This window comes from Amycolatopsis sp. NPDC059235 (assembly GCF_042754125.1).
Lineage (GTDB): Bacteria > Actinomycetota > Actinomycetes > Mycobacteriales > Pseudonocardiaceae > Amycolatopsis > Amycolatopsis albidoflava.
In genome coordinates this window covers 1-16,879 of sequence record NZ_JBHZAG010000077.1, presented here as the reverse complement: position 1 = coordinate 16,879, position 16,879 = coordinate 1, and the positions used below count along the sequence as shown (strand labels likewise).

At 70.4% G+C, this 16,879-nt stretch carries 16 protein-coding genes; 15 read left to right on the top strand and 1 reads right to left on the bottom strand.

Annotated elements, in window-relative coordinates; translation table 11 throughout:
• Positions 1–63: 63 nt before the first annotated feature.
• Genes ACFXI3_RS35855 through nusB form a run of 3 tightly spaced genes read left to right on the top strand, consistent with a single transcriptional unit; the run spans position 64 to position 2,226 of the window.
• Entirely contained in the window at positions 64–1,161 is a 1,098-nt protein-coding gene (locus tag ACFXI3_RS35855; protein ID WP_344267339.1) for an aminopeptidase P family protein, read from the top strand.
• A gap of 43 nt (positions 1,162–1,204) precedes the next feature.
• Positions 1,205–1,768: an elongation factor P gene (gene efp, locus ACFXI3_RS35850; RefSeq protein WP_344267337.1), complete on the top strand. Its 564-nt coding sequence runs from the start codon at positions 1,205–1,207 to the stop codon at positions 1,766–1,768.
• Entirely contained in the window at positions 1,768–2,226 is a 459-nt protein-coding gene (gene nusB, locus ACFXI3_RS35845; protein WP_344267335.1) for a transcription antitermination factor NusB, read from the top strand. Before efp ends, nusB begins: the two co-directional genes overlap by 1 nt.
• A 1,083-nt stretch (positions 2,227–3,309) precedes the next feature.
• Here the strand turns inward: nusB and ACFXI3_RS35840 are convergent.
• On the bottom strand, positions 3,310–3,798 hold the full coding sequence (locus tag ACFXI3_RS35840; protein WP_003096372.1) for a transcriptional regulator: 489 nt from the start codon (positions 3,796–3,798) through the stop codon (positions 3,310–3,312).
• Between the two features lie 260 nt (positions 3,799–4,058).
• Here ACFXI3_RS35840 and pyrR point away from each other — a divergent pair, with 260 nt between their 5' ends.
• The 12 genes from pyrR to metK all read left to right on the top strand — a co-directional run bounded on the left by pyrR (position 4,059) and on the right by metK (position 16,527).
• Positions 4,059–4,655, top strand: coding sequence for a bifunctional pyr operon transcriptional regulator/uracil phosphoribosyltransferase PyrR (pyrR, locus tag ACFXI3_RS35835; protein WP_344267333.1), 597 nt, complete (start codon positions 4,059–4,061; stop codon positions 4,653–4,655).
• Positions 4,652–5,584, top strand: a complete 933-nt coding sequence (locus ACFXI3_RS35830; protein ID WP_116203801.1) for an aspartate carbamoyltransferase catalytic subunit — start codon at positions 4,652–4,654, stop codon at positions 5,582–5,584. Before pyrR ends, ACFXI3_RS35830 begins: the two co-directional genes overlap by 4 nt.
• Positions 5,581–6,867 (top strand): dihydroorotase, encoded by a 1,287-nt coding sequence (locus ACFXI3_RS35825; RefSeq protein WP_378405660.1) that lies wholly within the window; start codon positions 5,581–5,583, stop codon positions 6,865–6,867. The genes ACFXI3_RS35830 and ACFXI3_RS35825 overlap by 4 nt, the downstream gene beginning before the upstream one ends.
• Positions 6,867–7,370 carry a transporter gene (locus ACFXI3_RS35820; protein WP_378405658.1) on the top strand — a complete coding sequence of 168 codons (504 nt, stop codon included), beginning with the start codon at positions 6,867–6,869 and terminating at the stop codon, positions 7,368–7,370. Before ACFXI3_RS35825 ends, ACFXI3_RS35820 begins: the two co-directional genes overlap by 1 nt.
• Positions 7,322–8,494, top strand: coding sequence for a glutamine-hydrolyzing carbamoyl-phosphate synthase small subunit (gene carA / locus ACFXI3_RS35815; RefSeq protein ID WP_378405656.1), 1,173 nt, complete (start codon positions 7,322–7,324; stop codon positions 8,492–8,494). The genes ACFXI3_RS35820 and carA overlap by 49 nt, the downstream gene beginning before the upstream one ends.
• Entirely contained in the window at positions 8,494–11,811 is a 3,318-nt protein-coding gene (gene carB / locus ACFXI3_RS35810) for a carbamoyl-phosphate synthase large subunit (protein ID WP_344267323.1), read from the top strand. Before carA ends, carB begins: the two co-directional genes overlap by 1 nt.
• Positions 11,808–12,650 carry an orotidine-5'-phosphate decarboxylase gene (pyrF, locus tag ACFXI3_RS35805; RefSeq protein ID WP_378405654.1) on the top strand — a complete coding sequence of 281 codons (843 nt, stop codon included), beginning with the start codon at positions 11,808–11,810 and terminating at the stop codon, positions 12,648–12,650. Before carB ends, pyrF begins: the two co-directional genes overlap by 4 nt.
• A gap of 107 nt (positions 12,651–12,757) precedes the next feature.
• Complete coding sequence (gene mihF, locus ACFXI3_RS35800) at positions 12,758–13,075, top strand: integration host factor, actinobacterial type (RefSeq protein WP_003096398.1); 318 nt, start codon at positions 12,758–12,760, stop codon at positions 13,073–13,075.
• Entirely contained in the window at positions 13,072–13,743 is a 672-nt protein-coding gene (gmk, locus tag ACFXI3_RS35795; RefSeq protein WP_378405652.1) for a guanylate kinase, read from the top strand. Before mihF ends, gmk begins: the two co-directional genes overlap by 4 nt.
• Positions 13,740–14,009, top strand: a complete 270-nt coding sequence (rpoZ, locus tag ACFXI3_RS35790) for a DNA-directed RNA polymerase subunit omega (RefSeq protein ID WP_020658117.1) — start codon at positions 13,740–13,742, stop codon at positions 14,007–14,009. Before gmk ends, rpoZ begins: the two co-directional genes overlap by 4 nt.
• The gene (gene coaBC, locus ACFXI3_RS35785) at positions 14,002–15,234 is read left to right on the top strand and encodes a bifunctional phosphopantothenoylcysteine decarboxylase/phosphopantothenate--cysteine ligase CoaBC (RefSeq protein ID WP_378405650.1); all 1,233 of its coding nucleotides are present in this window, start codon (positions 14,002–14,004) and stop codon (positions 15,232–15,234) included. The genes rpoZ and coaBC overlap by 8 nt, the downstream gene beginning before the upstream one ends.
• 90 nt (positions 15,235–15,324) lie before the next feature.
• A complete protein-coding gene (gene metK / locus ACFXI3_RS35780; RefSeq protein ID WP_037819197.1) occupies positions 15,325–16,527 on the top strand; it encodes a methionine adenosyltransferase in 1,203 nt (400 codons plus the stop codon).
• Positions 16,528–16,879 lie beyond the last annotated feature (352 nt).

Sequence of the window (16,879 nt, the reverse complement as noted above, 5' to 3'; positions counted from 1 at the left end):
CAGTAGGCCGTCCTCGAACCGTTGCCGGAAGACGGCCCGGAAGCCGCTGGTTAAGCTGGTCGCGTGCCGGAAATCCACGCTCACCGCCGCGCCGCGCTCGCCGCCCTGCTCCACGAGAACGGGGTCGACGCGCTGCTGGTCACCGATCTGCTCAACATCCGCTACCTGACCGGGTTCACCGGGTCGAACGCCGCGCTGCTGCTGCACGCCGGCGGCGACGCGAAGACCCTGTTCTGCACCGACGGGCGCTACACGACCCAGTCGGCGTCGGAGGTGCCCGACCTGGAACGCGTGCTCGACCGTGCCAGCGCCCGCGCGCTCGCGGCACACGCGGGGAGCCGGCTCGCGGACTACGGCCGGACCGGGTTCGAGAGCCAGCACGTGAGCGTCGAGGAGCACGAGAACCTCAAGGTGCCCTTCGACCGGGTCGAGCTGATCCGCACGCCGGGGCTGACCGAGCAGCTGCGGGTGGTCAAGGACGAGGTCGAGATCGCCGCCCTGCGCGCCGCGTGCGCGGCCGCCGACCGCGCGCTGGCCGGTCTGATCGAGGCCGGGGGAGTGCGGCCGGGCCGGACCGAGCTGGAAGTGGCCCGCGATCTGGAGAACCGGATGCTGGAGCACGGGTCGTCCGGGATCTCGTTCGAATCCATCGTCGCCGCCGGGCCGAACTCGGCGATCCCGCACCACCGGCCGACCGGGGCCGAGCTGAGCCGCGGCGACTTCGTGAAGTTCGACTTCGGCGCCACCGTCGACGGCTACCACTCGGACATGACCCGCATGGTCGTCATCGGCGAGCCCGCGGACTGGCAGCGCGAGATCTACGACCTGGTGCACCGCGCGCAGGCGGCGGGCTGCGAGGCGGTCCTCCCCGGCGCTGTGGTGTCCGAAGTGGACGCCGCGGCCCGGTCGGTGATCGCCGACGCGGGGTACGGCGAGCAGTTCGCGCACGGTCTCGGCCACGGCGTCGGGCTGGAAGTGCATGAGGCACCGAGTCTCGCCGCGGCGGGCGTCGGTACACTGTCCGCCGGTATGGCGGTCACCGTCGAGCCCGGCGTGTACCTCGCGGGGCGCGGTGGCGTGCGCATCGAGGACACGCTCGTCGTGCGGGACTCCGGACCCGAACTCCTCACCCTGAGCACCAAGGACCTCGTGGCCGTCTGACGGCCGCGGCCGAAGAGATCGAACACAGGAGACCTGAAGACTCGTGGCCACCACCAACGACCTGAAGAACGGACTCGTCCTCAACCTGGACGGCCAGCTGTGGAGCGTCACCGCGTTCCAGCACGTCAAGCCGGGCAAGGGCGGCGCGTTCGTGCGCACCACCCTCAAGCACGTGCTGACCGGCAAGGTCGTCGACAAGACCTTCAACGCGGGCACGAAGGTCGAGACGGCCACGGTGGACCGCCGGAACATGACGTACCTGTACAAGGACGGCGCGGACTTCGTCTTCATGGACGGCGACACCTACGACCAGATCACCGTGCCCGCCGAGACCGTCGGCGACAACGCGAACTACATGCTCGAGAACACCGAGGTCCAGGTCGCGGTGCACGAGAACGAGCCGCTGTACGTCGAGCTGCCGACCTCGGTCGAGATCCTCATCCAGCACACCGACCCGGGCCTGCAGGGCGACCGCTCCACCGGCGGCACCAAGCCGGCGACGCTCGAGACCGGCGCGGAGATCCAGGTCCCGCTGTTCCTCTCGACCGGCGAGAAGATCAAGGTCGACACCCGCGACGGCCGTTACCTCGGCCGCGTCTCCAGCTGATGGCGGACAAGCTTCCCCCGCACCCGAACCGCGGCGGCGCGATCAGCAGGCGACAGGCCCGCAGGCGCGCGGTCGAGATGCTGTACGAGGCCGCCCAGCGGTCCGCCGACGCGGTCACGCTGCTGGCCGACCGCGTCGGCGCGGTCGAGGTCGACCCGGTCGCGGACTACACGATCACCGTCGTGGAGGGCGTCACGGCCCACCGCGAGCGGATCGACGAACTCCTGGCGGAGCACTCGCAGGGCTGGACCCTGGAGCGGATGCCGCCGGTCGACTTGGCCGTGCTGCGCGTCGGCGTCTACGAGATGCTGTGGTCGGCCGACGTCCCCGACGCGGTCGCGATCGACGAAGCGGTCGGCCTCGCGAAGGAACTTTCGACGGACGACTCGCCGCGGTTCATCAACGGCGTCCTCGGCCGCATCGGCACGATCGCCGACCGCCTGCGCGCGGTGCTGTAACCCGGCGGTCCGGTAGTCAGAGGTAACCCGGCTGGGGGAAAGCGCCACCTGAATGGCCGCTGCCTGATCGGGTCACCGCCGGGCCGCGGCGGCCGGCGCGAGGGGCGCTCGGGAGAAAATTGATCACCGAGCGGAATCAGAACCGGTCGGCGGGCGCCATTCGCGGCGGCCCGGCCCGGCCGGTTTTCGCCGTGATCCGGCGAGTTCCGGGCGGTCGTCTTCGGAATCCGCTGCGGTGAGTGAGCAGTGGCACGGACGGCGGACCGGCGGCTGGCCGGGAAATCCGTGCCGTGCGACGGGAATCGCGGCGGGAAATCGCGGAAACTGCGGAAACTGCGGTGTGGCACCGATTTTCCGCGCCGCGCGAGGCAGGCGGTCGCGGGGAGGGTCGGCGCTCGAAGCCGAGCTGCAAGCCACGTCAGTGAATTCGCCCGGAAATTAGGAATCCGGAGCGGGGGAGTGGCTGGAGTGAGGAAACGGTCCCCGGTGGTATGGCCCGGAGCGGGGGAGCGGCCTGGCGAGGAAACGGTTCCCGGCTGCGCGGCCCGGAGCGGGCAAGTGGCTGGGGCGAGGAAATGGTCCCCGGCGGCGTGGCCCGGAGCGGGGGAGTGGCCGGGGTGAGGAAACAGTCCCCGGCGACGCCGCCCGGAGCGGGGGAGTGGCCGGGGCGAGGAAACGGTTCCCGATGGCACAGCCCGGAGCGGAAAACGCGCCGGAATCCGGGCGGATCCGGTTCCCGGCGGGAAAAACGGGGGAAATTCAAGCGGGTCCGCCGCACGGCGAGCGGGGCGCGTCAATGGGACCGCGTTCGGGATCGACTCGGATCACCCGAGGTCAACCCGGTCGAGCGTGGCAGCGGAAGAATCGGCATTTCGGCAGTTCCAGAACCGGAACGTCGATGGCTCCGGAAACCGGAACTCGGGCAACTCGAGAAAACTCGGGCAACTCGAGAACCAGCACTTCGGCAGCTCCGGAACCAGGACATCGGCGGCTCCGGCCTCACCCGAAGCGCGGCGGGCGTTCCCGGTTCCCCGGGTGCGGGAAGCCCGCCGCGTCGTGCACGGCCGCTGCCGCCATCAGTGCTCAGTCCTCTTTGGACGGCCGGGCTTCCGGCGGGAGGACGCCCCAGTCGATGAGCTGCTCGGTGAGCTCGCCGGGGGTCATGTCGTAGATGATGGCGAGCGAGCGCAGGTCCTCGGTGCGGATGGAGAGCACCTTGCCGTTGTAGTCGCCGCGCTGGCTCTGGATGGTGGCCGCGTACCGGGCGAGCGGGCCGACCTTCTCCGCGGGCAGCTGCTGGAGCCGCTCCAGGTTGATCACGATCTTCGTGGCGGGCTCGGCCCCGGACGGGACGCGGCCCTCCGGCAGCAGTTCGACCACCGGGACGCCGTAGAAGTCCGCCAGCTCGGCCAGCTTCTGGACGGTGACCGCCCGGTCGCCGCGCTCGTACGAGCCGACCACGACGGCCTTCCAGCGGCCGCCGGACTTCTGCTCGACCCCGTGCAGGGACAGGCCTTGCTGCTGGCGGATCCCGCGGAGCTTGGCCCCGAGCGCCTTGGCGTAATCGCCCATCTGGTGGTTCTCCGTTTCCTCACCCCGCGCCGGCCGGGAGGACCGGGCCGGGGACTCCTCGAGTCGAATACTCAGAGTAATGGTTACGCATAGTTGTCACCAGGTCAAGCAGAAGGTCGGTCCGCGCAGGTGGCGGCCGTGCGCGTACCACCCGGAAGACTGATTGACCGGTCCTGCTACTGTCGGTGCGGTTTCCGGCAGCAGCCGGTTGCCGACGTCCTTTAAGGACCCGTCCAGAGAGGCGGGGAAGGAGGTCCGCCTTGTCGTCACGTCCGCGTGGCGCGGCGGAGCCGGCGGGAGAGCGCGAGCTGCTGTCCGCCGGTGATGTCGCGCGCACGATCGCGAGGATGGCCCACCAGGTCATCGAGAAGACCGCTCTCGGAGCCGGTCCGCCGGAGCAGTACCCGGTGCTGCTCGGCATTCCCACGCGCGGCACTCCGCTGGCCGCGCGCCTCGCCGAGAAGATCGGCGAGTTCGCCGGGGTCGCGCCGCCGCACGGCGCCCTCGACATCACCCTTTACCGCGACGATCTCCGCCGACGCCCGCCGCGCGCTCTCGAGCAGACGCAGCTGCCGCCGGGCGGGATCGACAACCGGGTCGTCATCCTCGTCGACGACGTCCTGTTCTCCGGCCGCACCATCCGCGCCGCCCTCGACGCCTTGCGCGACCACGGCCGCCCGCGTGCCGTCCAGCTCGCCGTGCTCGTCGACCGCGGCCACCGCGAGCTGCCGATCCGCGCCGACTACGTCGGCAAGAACGTGCCCACCGCGCGCGCCGAGGGCGTCTCCGTGCTGTTGTCCGAAACCGACGGCCGGGACGCGGTGCTGCTGCGCGCGCCGGAAGGAGAAACCCGGTGAAGCACCTGCTCGCCACCGACGGGCTCGACGCGGACACCGCGACCGCCGTGCTCGACACCGCCGACGAGCTGAAGCACACGCTGCTCGGCCGCGAGGTCAAGAAGCTGCCGACGCTGCGCGGCCGCACCGTGATCACGCTGTTCTACGAAAACTCCACGCGCACCCGGGTGTCGTTCGAGATCGCCGGGAAGTGGATGAGCGCGGACGTGATCAACGTCTCGGCGTCCAGCTCCTCGGTGAACAAGGGCGAATCGCTGCGGGACACCGCGCTCACCCTGGCCGCCGCAGGCGCCGACTGCGTGATCATCCGGCACCCCGCTTCGGGCGCCGCGCACCGGCTGTCCGGCTGGCTCGCCGGGCCGGGCACCGCGGTGGTCAACGCGGGCGACGGCACGCACGAGCACCCGACGCAGGCGTTGCTGGACGCGGCGACGTTGCGCGAACGCCTCGGTTCGTTGAAGGACCGGCGGATCGCGATCGTCGGCGACGTCCTGCACAGCCGGGTCGCGCGGTCGAACATCCACCTGCTCAGCACTCTCGGCGCGGAGGTCGTGCTCGTCGCGCCGCCGACGCTGCTGCCGGTCGGTGTCGAGAAGCTGCCGGTCACGGTGTCGCACGATCTCGATGCCGAGCTGCCCGCAGTCGACGCCGTGATGATGCTGCGCGTCCAAGCCGAGCGGATGCACGGCGGGTTCTTCCCGTCCGCGCGCGAATATTCGATCTCCTACGGGCTCTCCGAGCGCCGCCAGTCGCTGCTGCCGGACCACGCGGTCGTGCTGCACCCCGGCCCGATGCTGCGCGGCATGGAGATCTCCTCCGCGGTCGCGGATTCCCCCTCCTCAGCCATTACCGAACAGGTCCGCAACGGCGTCCACGTGCGCATGGCGGTCCTCTACCACCTCCTGGCCAGTGAAGGAGCTGCCGCGTGAGCATCGTGATCAAGGGTGCCCGCCCGTACGGCGAGGGCGAGCCGGTGGACGTCCTGATCGAGGACGGCGTAATCGCCGCGATCGGCGCGGTGAACGTTCCCGAGGGCGCCGAAGTGCTCGACGCCAAGGGCCAGATCCTGCTGCCCGGTTTCGTCGATCTGCACACGCACTTGCGCGAGCCGGGCCGCGAAGACACCGAGACCGTCGACACCGGTTCCGCTGCCGCCGCGCTGGGCGGCTATACCGCTGTGTTCGCCATGGCCAACACCGATCCGGTCGCCGACAACTCGCTCGTCACCGACCATGTGTGGCGGCGCGGGCAGGAAGTCGGCCTGGTCGACGTCCACCCGGTCGGTGCGGTCACCGTCGGGCTGAAGGGCGAGAAGCTCGCCGAGCTGGGCACGATGGCCAAGGGCACCGCGGCGGTGCGCGTCTTCTCCGACGACGGTGTCTGCGTCGCGGATCCGCTGCTGATGCGCCGCGCGCTGGAGTACTCGACCGCGCTCGACGCCGTGATCGCTCAGCACGCCGAGGAACCGCGGCTCACTGTCGGCGCTCAGGCGCACGAGGGCGAGCAGGCGTCGCGCCTCGGCTACCCGGGCTGGCCGGCTTCGGCCGAGGAGTCGATCGTCGCGCGCGACTGCCTGCTGGCGCTGCACGCGAACGCGCGGCTGCACGTCTGCCACGTCTCCACCGCGGGCACGGTCGACGTCCTGCGCTGGGCGAAGGAACGCGGCACGAAGGTGTCGGCCGAGGTCACGCCGCACCACCTGCTGCTGACCGACGACCGGCTGGAGACCTACGACCCGGTCAACAAGGTCAACCCGCCGCTGCGCACCGGCGGCGACGCGGAGAAGCTGCGCGCCGCGCTGGCCGAGGGCGTGGTGGACTGCGTCGCGACCGACCACGCGCCGCACGCCCCGCAGGACAAGGACACCGAATGGGCCGCGGCCCGGCCGGGCATGCTCGGCCTGCAGACCGCGCTGTCGGTGGTCGTGGAGACGATGGTCAAGACCGGCCTGCTCGACTGGCGCGGCGTCGCCCGCGTGATGAGCGAGCGGCCCGCGGAGGTCGGGAACCTGGCCGGGCACGGCCGTCCGATCGAAGCGGGCGAACCGGCGAACCTGACGCTGGTCGACCCGGACGCCGAATGGACCGTGCGCGGGGCCGAACTGGCCAGCATCGCCGCCAACACCCCGTACGAGGGAATGCGGTTGCCCGGCGTGGTGACGGCGACCCTGCTGCGCGGGCGCATCACCGCGCGCGAGGGGAAGATCTGCTGATGGAGCGGCTGCTGCTGACGCTGGGGATCGTCGTCTTCTTCCTGCTGTGCCTGTGGGGCATGTGGATGGGCTGGCGGCGCAAGGCGCGTTCGCAGAGCGCGCGGATCGCGCCGTTCCCGGAGATCCCGGCCGAGCCCGGCGAGTTCCAGCTGGAATCCGTCGGCGTGTGCGTGGGCACCACGACCGCGGGCAACTGGCAGGACCGTGTCGTCACGCGAGGCGCGGGCCCCCGGTCCGGCGCGGTCTGGCGGCTGCACCCGGACGGGGTGGCCGTGGAACGCGGCGGGCTGCCGGACTTCTGGATCCCGCGCGCTTCGATCACCGGGATCCGCAGGGACTCGCGGCTCGCCGGGAAGGTCACCGGCACCGACGTGCTGCTGGTGATCACCTGGCGGCTCGGCGACGTCGAGCTGGACACCGGATTCCGCGGCGACGACTTGGACGACTATCCACAATGGATCAACGAACTTTCCGATCACGACATCAAGGGAGGTGCCCAGTGAGCACCGGCACTCGCGGCCCCGCCGCCCTGGTTCTCGAAGACGGCCGGGTGTTCCGCGGCGCGGCGTACGGCGCGCGCGGGCGGACGCTCGGCGAGGCGGTGTTCTGCACCGGCATGACGGGGTACCAGGAAACGCTGACCGATCCGTCGTACCACCGGCAGATCGTGGTGCAGACCGCGCCGCAGATCGGCAACACGGGCTGGAACGACGAGGACGACGAATCGGCCCGGATCTGGGTTTCCGGTTACGTCGTGCGGGATCCGGCGCGCACGCCGTCGAGCTGGCGGGCGAAGCGCACGCTGGACGACGAACTGGTCCGCCAGGGCGTGGTCGGGATTTCCGAAGTGGACACCCGGACGCTGACCCGGCATCTGCGCGAGCAGGGCGCGATGCGCGCGGGCGTGTTCTCCGGCGACGCGCTGGGCAGCGACGAGCAGATGGTCGCGGAGGTGCTGGCGAGCCCGCCGATGAAGGGCGCGGATCTGGCCGGCGAGGTCTCCACGGACAAGCCGTATGTCGTTGCGGCGCATGGCGAAACGCGGTTCCGGGTCGCGGCGCTGGACCTGGGGATCAAGTCGAACACGCCGCGGCTGATGACGCAGCGGGGCATCGAGGTGCACGTGCTGCCTTCGAGCACGAGCGCGGAGGAACTGCTCGCGCTGGAGCCGGACGGGGTGTTCCTGTCCAACGGCCCGGGCGACCCGGCGACGACCGCGCACGCGACGGCGTTGACGAAAACCGTTCTGGAGCAGCGGATTCCGCTGTTCGGGATTTGTTTCGGCAACCAGATCCTCGGCCGCGCCTTGGGTTTGGGCACGTACAAGATGCGCTACGGACACCGGGGCATCAACATCCCGGTGATCGACGTGGCGACCGGCCGGGTCGCGATCACCGCGCAAAACCACGGTTTCGCCCTCGAAGGCGAGCCGGGCCAGCGGTTCGATTCCCCTTACGGGGCCGCGCAGATCAGCCACTACTGCCCGAACGACGACACCGTCGAAGGCGTGCGCGCGTTCGACGTGCCCGCGTTTTCCGTGCAGTACCACCCCGAAGCGGCCGCGGGTCCGCACGACGCCGCGCCCTTGTTCGATGAATTCGTTGACTTGATGGAGAAGAAGGCCTGATGCCGAAGAGGACGGACATCCAGCACGTGCTGGTGATCGGCTCCGGGCCGATCGTGATCGGGCAGGCGGCCGAGTTCGACTACTCGGGCACGCAGGCCTGCCGGGTGCTGCGCAGCGAGGGGCTGCGCGTGTCTCTGGTGAACTCGAACCCGGCGACGATCATGACGGACCCGGAGTTCGCGGACGCGACCTACATCGAGCCGGTGACGCCGGACTTCGTGGAGAAGGTCATCGCGGCGGAGCGCCCGGACGCGATCCTGGCGACGCTGGGCGGGCAGACCGCGCTGAACTGCGCGGTGGCGCTGCACGAGCGCGGCGTGCTGGAGAAGTACGGCGTGGAGCTGATCGGCGCGGACATCGACGCCATCCAGCGCGGCGAGGACCGGCAGAAGTTCAAGGACATCGTGCGCACCATCGGCGCGGAGGTCCCGCGCAGCCGGGTGTGCCACGACATGGACGAGGTTCGGTCCACGGTCGAGGAACTGGGCCTGCCGGTGGTCATCCGGCCGTCGTTCACGATGGGCGGCCTCGGCTCGGGCATGGCGCACACGCCCGAGGACCTGGAGCGGCTGGCCTCGACCGGGCTCACCGAGTCCCCGGTGACCGAGGTGCTGATCGAGGAGAGCGTGCTCGGCTGGAAGGAGTACGAGCTCGAGCTGATGCGCGACAAGCACGACAACGTCGTGGTCGTGTGCTCGATCGAGAACGTGGACGCGATGGGCGTGCACACCGGCGACTCGGTCACCGTCGCCCCGACGATGACGCTGACCGACCGCGAGTTCCAGGTGATGCGCGACGTCGGCATCGCGGTGCTGCGCGAGGTCGGCGTGGACACCGGCGGCTGCAACATCCAGTTCGCGTTCAACCCGGCCGACGGCCGGATGGTCGTGATCGAGATGAACCCGCGCGTGTCGCGAAGCAGTGCGCTGGCGTCGAAGGCGACCGGTTTCCCGATCGCGAAGATCGCGGCGAAGCTGGCGATCGGCTACACCCTCGACGAGATCCGCAACGACATCACCGGCGAGACCCCGGCGGCGTTCGAGCCGACGCTGGACTACGTGGTGGTGAAGGTGCCGCGGTTCGCGTTCGAGAAGTTCCCCGGCGCGGACCCCACGCTGACCACGACGATGAAGAGCGTCGGCGAGGCGATGTCGTTCGGCCGCAGTTTCCCGGAGGCGCTCGGGAAGGCGATGCGGTCGATCGAGACGAAGGCGACCGGGTTCTGGACGCTGCCCGACCCCGAGGGCGCGACGGTCGAGTCCACTTTGGACTCTCTGCGCACGCCGCACGAAGGCCGCCTCTACGAGGTGGAACTCGCGCTGCGACTCGGCGCGACGGTCGAGCAGGTGCACGAGGCGTCCGGGATCGACCCGTGGTTCATCGACCAGATCGCGCTGATCGGCGAGGTCGGCGCCGAGGTCCGCGACGCTCCGGTGCTCGACGGCGACCTGCTGCGGCGGGCGAAGCGCACCGGCCTGTCGGACCGCCAGATCGCCGCGCTGCGCCCCGAACTCGCGGGCGAGGACGGCGTGCGCGCGCTGCGGCACCGGCTGGGCGTGCGGCCGGTGTTCAAGACGGTCGACACCTGCGCGGCGGAGTTCGCGGCGAAGACGCCGTACCACTACTCGGCCTACGAGACCGACCCCGCGGCCGTCTCCGAGGTCGCCGCACAGGGCGACAAGCCGAAGGTGCTGATCCTCGGCTCCGGGCCGAACCGGATCGGGCAGGGCATCGAGTTCGACTACTCCTGCGTGCACGCGGCGATCGCGTTGCGCGAGGCCGGGTTCGAGGCCGTGATGGTCAACTGCAACCCGGAAACCGTGTCCACCGACTACGACACGAGCGACCGGCTGTACTTCGAGCCGCTGTCGTTCGAGGACGTGCTGGAGGTCGTGCACGCCGAGCAGCAGTCCGGCACCGTCGCCGGGGTGATCGTGCAGCTGGGCGGGCAGACCCCGCTCGGGCTCGCGCAGCGGCTGGCCGACGCCGGGGTCCCGGTCGTCGGGACGCCGCCGGAGGCGATCGACCTGGCCGAGGACCGCGGCGCGTTCGGCGAGGTGCTGACCGAGGCCGGGCTGCCCGCGCCGAAGTACGGCACGGCGACCTCGTTCGAGGGCGCGAAGCGGATCGCCGACGAGATCGGCTACCCGGTGCTGGTCCGCCCCTCCTACGTGCTGGGCGGGCGCGGCATGGAGATCGTCTACGACGAGGAATCCCTCGCCGGCTACATCCGCCGCGCCACCGAGGTCACGCCCGAGCACCCGGTGCTGGTGGACCGGTTCCTGGACGACGCCATCGAGATCGACGTCGACGCGCTGTTCGACGGCGAGGACCTCTACCTCGGCGGCGTCATGGAGCACATCGAGGAGGCCGGCATCCACTCCGGCGACTCCTCCTGCGCCCTGCCGCCGATCACCCTCGGCGCGCAGGACCTCGACGCGGTCCGCCGCTCCACCGAGGCCATCGCGCGCGGCGTCGGCGTCCGCGGCTTGCTCAACGTGCAGTACGCGCTCAAGGACGACGTGCTCTACGTCCTGGAAGCCAACCCGCGCGCCTCGCGCACCGTCCCGTTCGTCTCCAAGGCCACCGCCGTCCCGCTGGCGAAGGCCGCGGCGCTGGTGATGACCGGCTCGACGATCAAGGACCTGCGCGCCTCCGGCGTGCTGCCCGCCGAGGGCGACGGCGGCCGGATGCCCGCCGATTCGCCGGTCGCGGTCAAGGAAGCCGTGCTGCCCTTCCACCGGTTCCGCACGCCGGAAGGACACGGCGTCGACTCGCTGCTCGGCCCGGAAATGAAATCCACCGGCGAGGTCATGGGCGTCGACACCTCATTCGGGAAAGCATTCGCGAAATCGCAGAGCGGCGCCTACGGATCCCTTCCCACCTCGGGCCGGGTTTTCGTCTCCGTCGCCAACCGCGACAAGCGTTCGCTCGTCTTCCCGGTGAAGCGGCTGGCGGACCTCGGCTTCGAAATCCTCGCCACCTCCGGCACCGCGGAAGTGTTGCGGCGCAACGGAGTTGCCTGTTCGGTCGTGCGCAAGCACTCCGAGCCGGACCCGGGCACCGGCGAGCCGAACATCGTCGACGTGATCCTCGCCGGCGAGGTCAACATGGTGATCAACACGCCGTACGGAAACAGCGGGCCGCGCGTGGACGGTTACGAAATCCGGACCGCCGCGGTGTCGCGCGATATTCCGTGCGTCACCACGGTTCAGGGCGCGGCTGCGGCCGTGCACGGCATCGAAGCGCTTATCCGCGGCGACATCGGCGTGCGCAGCCTGCAGGACCTCCAGGCGGCCTTGAAGGCGACGTCGTGACCGCGCGCTTCGGGGCCCGGCTGGCCGAAGCGGTGGCCGCGCGCGGGCCGCTGTGCGCCGGGATCGACCCGCATCCGGGCCTGATCGAGTCGTGGGGCCTGCCGCTCGACGCGAGCGGGCTCGAACGCTTCGCGCTCAGCGCCGCGGAGGCGCTGGGCGAGGTGGCGGCGATCGTGAAGCCGCAGTCGGCGTTCTTCGAGGCGTTCGGGTCCGCCGGCGTGGCGGTGCTCGAACGCGTCGTGGACGTCGCCCACGACGCCGGAGCGCTCGTCCTGCTGGACGTGAAGCGCGGCGACATCGGTTCCACCATGGCGGCCTATACGGCGGCGTACGTGGCCGAGAAGGCGGCTTTCACCGCCGACGCGGCCACGGTGTCGCCGTACCTCGGCTTCGGTGCGCTCGACGCGGCTGTCGCGGCGGCGCGCGAAGCGGGCAACGGGCTCTTCGTTCTCGCGCGCACGTCCAACCCGGAAGCGAACGCGTTGCAGCGCGCGCGGCTCGAAGACGGCCGTACGGTCGCTCAGAGCGTCGTAGACGCTGCTGCGGACCACAATGCGGGTGCTGAGCCGTACGGCGACGTCGGCGTGGTTGTAGGGGCCACTGTGGCTCCTGGGGAAGTCGATCTCAGCCGGCTCAACGGACCGGTGCTCGCGCCCGGTTTCGGGGCGCAGGGGGCAACTGAGGCGGATTTGCGGGCAGTTTTCGGGGAAGGCCTTCCGGGCCTGCTCCCGGCGTCCTCGCGCGACCTGCTGCGCCACGGCCCGGACACCGGCGCGTTACGCCGTGCGGCCCAAGAGGTGAACGGCCGGTTGGCGGGACTGCGCGGAAAAGGCCAATAGCAGGCCCCGGAATCGCGCTCCACCAGCCACCCCCGCATTGTGGCCCCTGCTCAGGGGTGGGTACCGTCGCGTCACCCACCCAGATGTGAGAACTACCGGAGGAAAACGTGGCACTTCCCCAGCTGACAGAGGAACAGCGTGCTGCGGCGCTGGAGAAGGCCGCCGCCGCCCGCCGCATCCGTGCTGAGCTGAAGGAGCGGCTGAAGCGGGGCGGTACCACTCTGGTCGACGTGCTGAAGCAGGCCGAGGAGAACGAAGTCCTCGGCAAGATGAAGGTTTCGGCCTTGCTCGAGGCGCTCCCCGGCGTCGGCAAGGTGCGCGCCCAGCAGACGATGGAACGACTGGAGATCGCCCCCAGCCGCAGGCTCCGCGGGCTCGGCGACCGGCAGCGCAAGGCGCTGCTGGCCGAGTTCAGCGGCGAGTGAGCGGCGTCGGTCAGGACTACCCGGTGACCCGGGGCGCCGACCGCGGCGGTGAGCCGGTGGCAGGAGACTTCTCCCGCCCCCGGCTCACCGTCGTCTCCGGCCCTTCCGGAGTCGGGAAGTCGAGTGTGGTGGGACAGCTGCGCCTGCTGGAGCCGAACCTGTACTTCAGCGTTTCGGTGACGACGCGGGCGCCGCGGCCGGGCGAGGTCGACGGAAACCATTACCACTTCGTGGATTCCGCCGAATTCGACCGGATGGTGGCCGGGAGCCGGCTGCTGGAATGGGCCGAGTTCGCGGGCAACCGGTACGGCACGCCGCGCGAGCCGGTGGAGAAGGCCTTGGCCGACGGCCGTCCGGCGGTGCTGGAGATCGAACTGCAGGGCGCCCGGCAGGTCCGGGCCGCGATGCCGGAGGCGCGGCTGGTCATGCTGATGCCGCCGTCCTGGGAAGAACTGGTCGGCAGGCTCACCGGCCGCGGCACCGAGACCGAGGCCGCGGTGGCCGCCCGGCTGGCCGAGGCGGAACGCGAACTGGCCGCGGCGGGGGAGTTCGACGAACGGGTCGTGAACGCCGACGTCGAGGTCGCCGCGCGGCGGTTGCTAGACTTGATTACCGGCGGTGGCGATTCTGCCGCCGCTCGATGTGACGATACGGAGCACCACGAGTGACTGTGCAACAGGCGACGCTGGAAGAGCTCGAAGGCATCACCAACCCGCCGATCGACGACCTGCTCGAAAAGGTCTCCTCGAAGTACGCGCTGGTGATCTACTCGGCCAAGCGGGCCCGGCAGATCAACGACTACTACGCGCAGCTGGGCGAGGGCCTGCTGGAGTACGTCGGCCCGCTGGTCGAGCCCGGCCCCCGCGAGAAGCCGCTGTCGATCGCGCTGCGCGAGATCCACGGCGGGCTGCTCGAGCACACCGAGGGTGAATGACGCCAAGCCCAGGGTCGTCCTGGGCGTGGGCGGCGGCATCGCCGCCTACAAGGCGTGCGAGGTCCTGCGGGGCCTCACCGAATCCGGGCACGACGTCCGCGTCGTGCCCACCGAGGCCGCGCTGAACTTCGTCGGCGCGGCGACCTTCGAGGCGCTGTCCGGGAACCCGGTGCACACCGGGGTTTTCACCGAGGTGCCCGAGGTGCAGCACGTCCGGGTCGGCAAAGAGGCCGACCTCGTGCTGGTCGTCCCGGCGACCGCGAACCTGCTGGCCAAGGCCGCGCACGGGCTCGCCGACGACCTCCTGACGAACACCCTGCTCACCGCCCGGTGCCCGGTCGCCTTCTTCCCGGCGATGCACACCGAGATGTGGGAGCACCCGGCCACCCGCGACAACGTGGCGCTGCTGCGTTCGCGCGGCATGGTCGTCACCGAACCCGCGGCGGGCCGGTTGACGGGCGTCGACACCGGCAAGGGACGGCTCGCCGACCCGGCCGAGATCGTCGACCTGGCCCGCTTGCTGCTCGCCGAACCGCGCGCGCTGCCGCGAGACCTCGAAGGCCTCCGCGTGGTGATCTCCGCGGGCGGCACCCGCGAACCGCTCGACCCGGTCCGGTTTCTCGGCAACCGCTCGTCCGGCAAACAGGGCTTCGCCCTCGCCCGGGTCGCCGCGCAGCGCGGAGCCGAGGTGACGCTGGTCGCCGGGCACACCGACGAACTCCCCGCCCCGGCGGGCGCGACGCTGCACCGCGTGTCCACCGCGGAAGAAATGCGCAAAGCGGTGCATTCCGCCGCGGCCGACGCGGATGTCGTCGTGATGGCCGCCGCGGTCGCGGATTTCCGGCCCGCCACGCGCGCCGACCACAAGATCAAGAAGTCCGACGACAGCCCGGACCCGGTCATCACGCTCGACCGCAACGCCGACATCCTCGCCGAAGTGGTGCGAGGACGGCGTTCCGGGCAGATCGTGGTGGGTTTCGCGGCGGAAACCGGTGACGAGAACGGCAGTGTGCTCGACCACGCCCGCGCGAAACTTCGCCGCAAGGGCGCGGATCTGCTCGTGGTCAACGCGGTCGGCGACGGCAAGGCTTTCGGCACCGAGGACAACGCGGGCTGGCTGCTCGCCTCGGACGGCGCCGAGCAGGTCATCGCACAGGGAGCCAAAGCCCGCCTGGCGGCCACATTGTGGGATGCCGTAACAGCGTTGATCCAGCGTCGACTCTAGCTACAGGCCCGCTGGGTAGGGTGGGCTGTGCCAGGAGCGCCTGAAATACCGGTGGGGCGCCATCGCTTGACCGAGGGAAGTGACGAGGTCGTGTCTGCGTCCACGAAAAGGCTGTTCACGTCGGAATCCGTGACTGAGGGCCACCCCGACAAGATCTGTGACGCCATCAGCGACTCGATCCTCGACGGCCTGCTGACCAAGGACCCGCGCAGCCGGGTCGCCGTCGAGACCCTGATCACGACGGGCCAGGTGCACGTCGCGGGCGAGGTGACGACCGAGGCGTACGCGGACATCCCCACCATCGTGCGGGACGTCATCCTGCGCATCGGCTACGACTCGTCGGCCAAAGGCTTCGACGGCAACTCCTGCGGCGTGAACGTGGCGATCGGGTCGCAGTCGCCCGACATCGCCCAGGGCGTCGACACGGCGTACGAGTCGCGCGTGGAATCGGACGAGGACGAGATCAACCGCCAGGGCGCGGGCGACCAGGGCCTGATGTTCGGCTACGCCTGCTCGGACACGCCCGAGCTGATGCCGCTCCCGATCGCGCTCGCGCACCGCCTCTCGCGCCGGCTGACCGCGGTCCGCAAGGACGGCGTGCTGCCGTACCTGCGCCCGGATGGCAAGACCCAGGTCACCATCGAGTACGCGGGCGAACAGCCGGTGCGGCTCGACACCGTCGTGGTCTCCACCCAGCACGCGGACGGGATCGACCTGGAGCAGATGCTCGGCGTCGACGTGCGCAAGCACGTCGTGGAGCCGGAGCTGGCCGAGCTGGGCCTCGACACCGACAGCACCCGCCTCCTGGTGAACCCCACCGGCCGCTTCGTGATCGGCGGCCCGATGGGCGACGCGGGCCTCACCGGCCGCAAAATCATCGTCGACACCTACGGCGGCATGGCCCGCCACGGCGGCGGCGCGTTCTCCGGCAAGGACCCGTCCAAGGTGGACCGCTCCGCCGCGTACGCGATGCGCTGGGTGGCCAAGAACGTGGTCGCGGCCGGGCTTGCCGGACGGGTCGAGGTGCAGGTGGCGTACGCGATCGGCAAGGCCGCTCCCGTGGGCCTGTTCGTCGAGACCTTCGGCACCGAAACGGTCGACCCGACCAAGATCCAGTCGGCCATCAGCGAGGTCTTCGACCTGCGCCCCGCCGCGATCATCCGCGACCTGGACCTGCTGCGCCCGATCTACGCCCCGACCGCGGCCTACGGCCACTTCGGCCGCCCGGACCTGAACCTCCCCTGGGAAAGCACCGCCCGCGCAGACGCCCTGCGCTCCCTGGCCGGCGCCTGAGCCTTTTTCGGTCTGTGAAGGGCTCCTTGAGGGAATCTAATTCCCTCAAGGAGCCCTTCACAGCTTTGTGGGGCGGCCGAAGTCCGTGAGGGGAACCCTCACAGACTCAGAGTCCCTCAGGGTTCCCCTCACGGACGCCCCCGCAGCCGACGCACCCACCGAGCCAGACAACCAGCTCTATACCGCCGCCGACGCACCCAACCATCGAGGCAGTCAGCTCTATACCGCCGCCGATGCACCCAACGATCGAGGCACCCAGCCCTGCCCCAACCCCGATACGAAGCCTCCCTGCGGTTCGGGGGGGGGTTTGAAAGCATCATTAACCCCATGAAAAACACACCCCCAACCACCA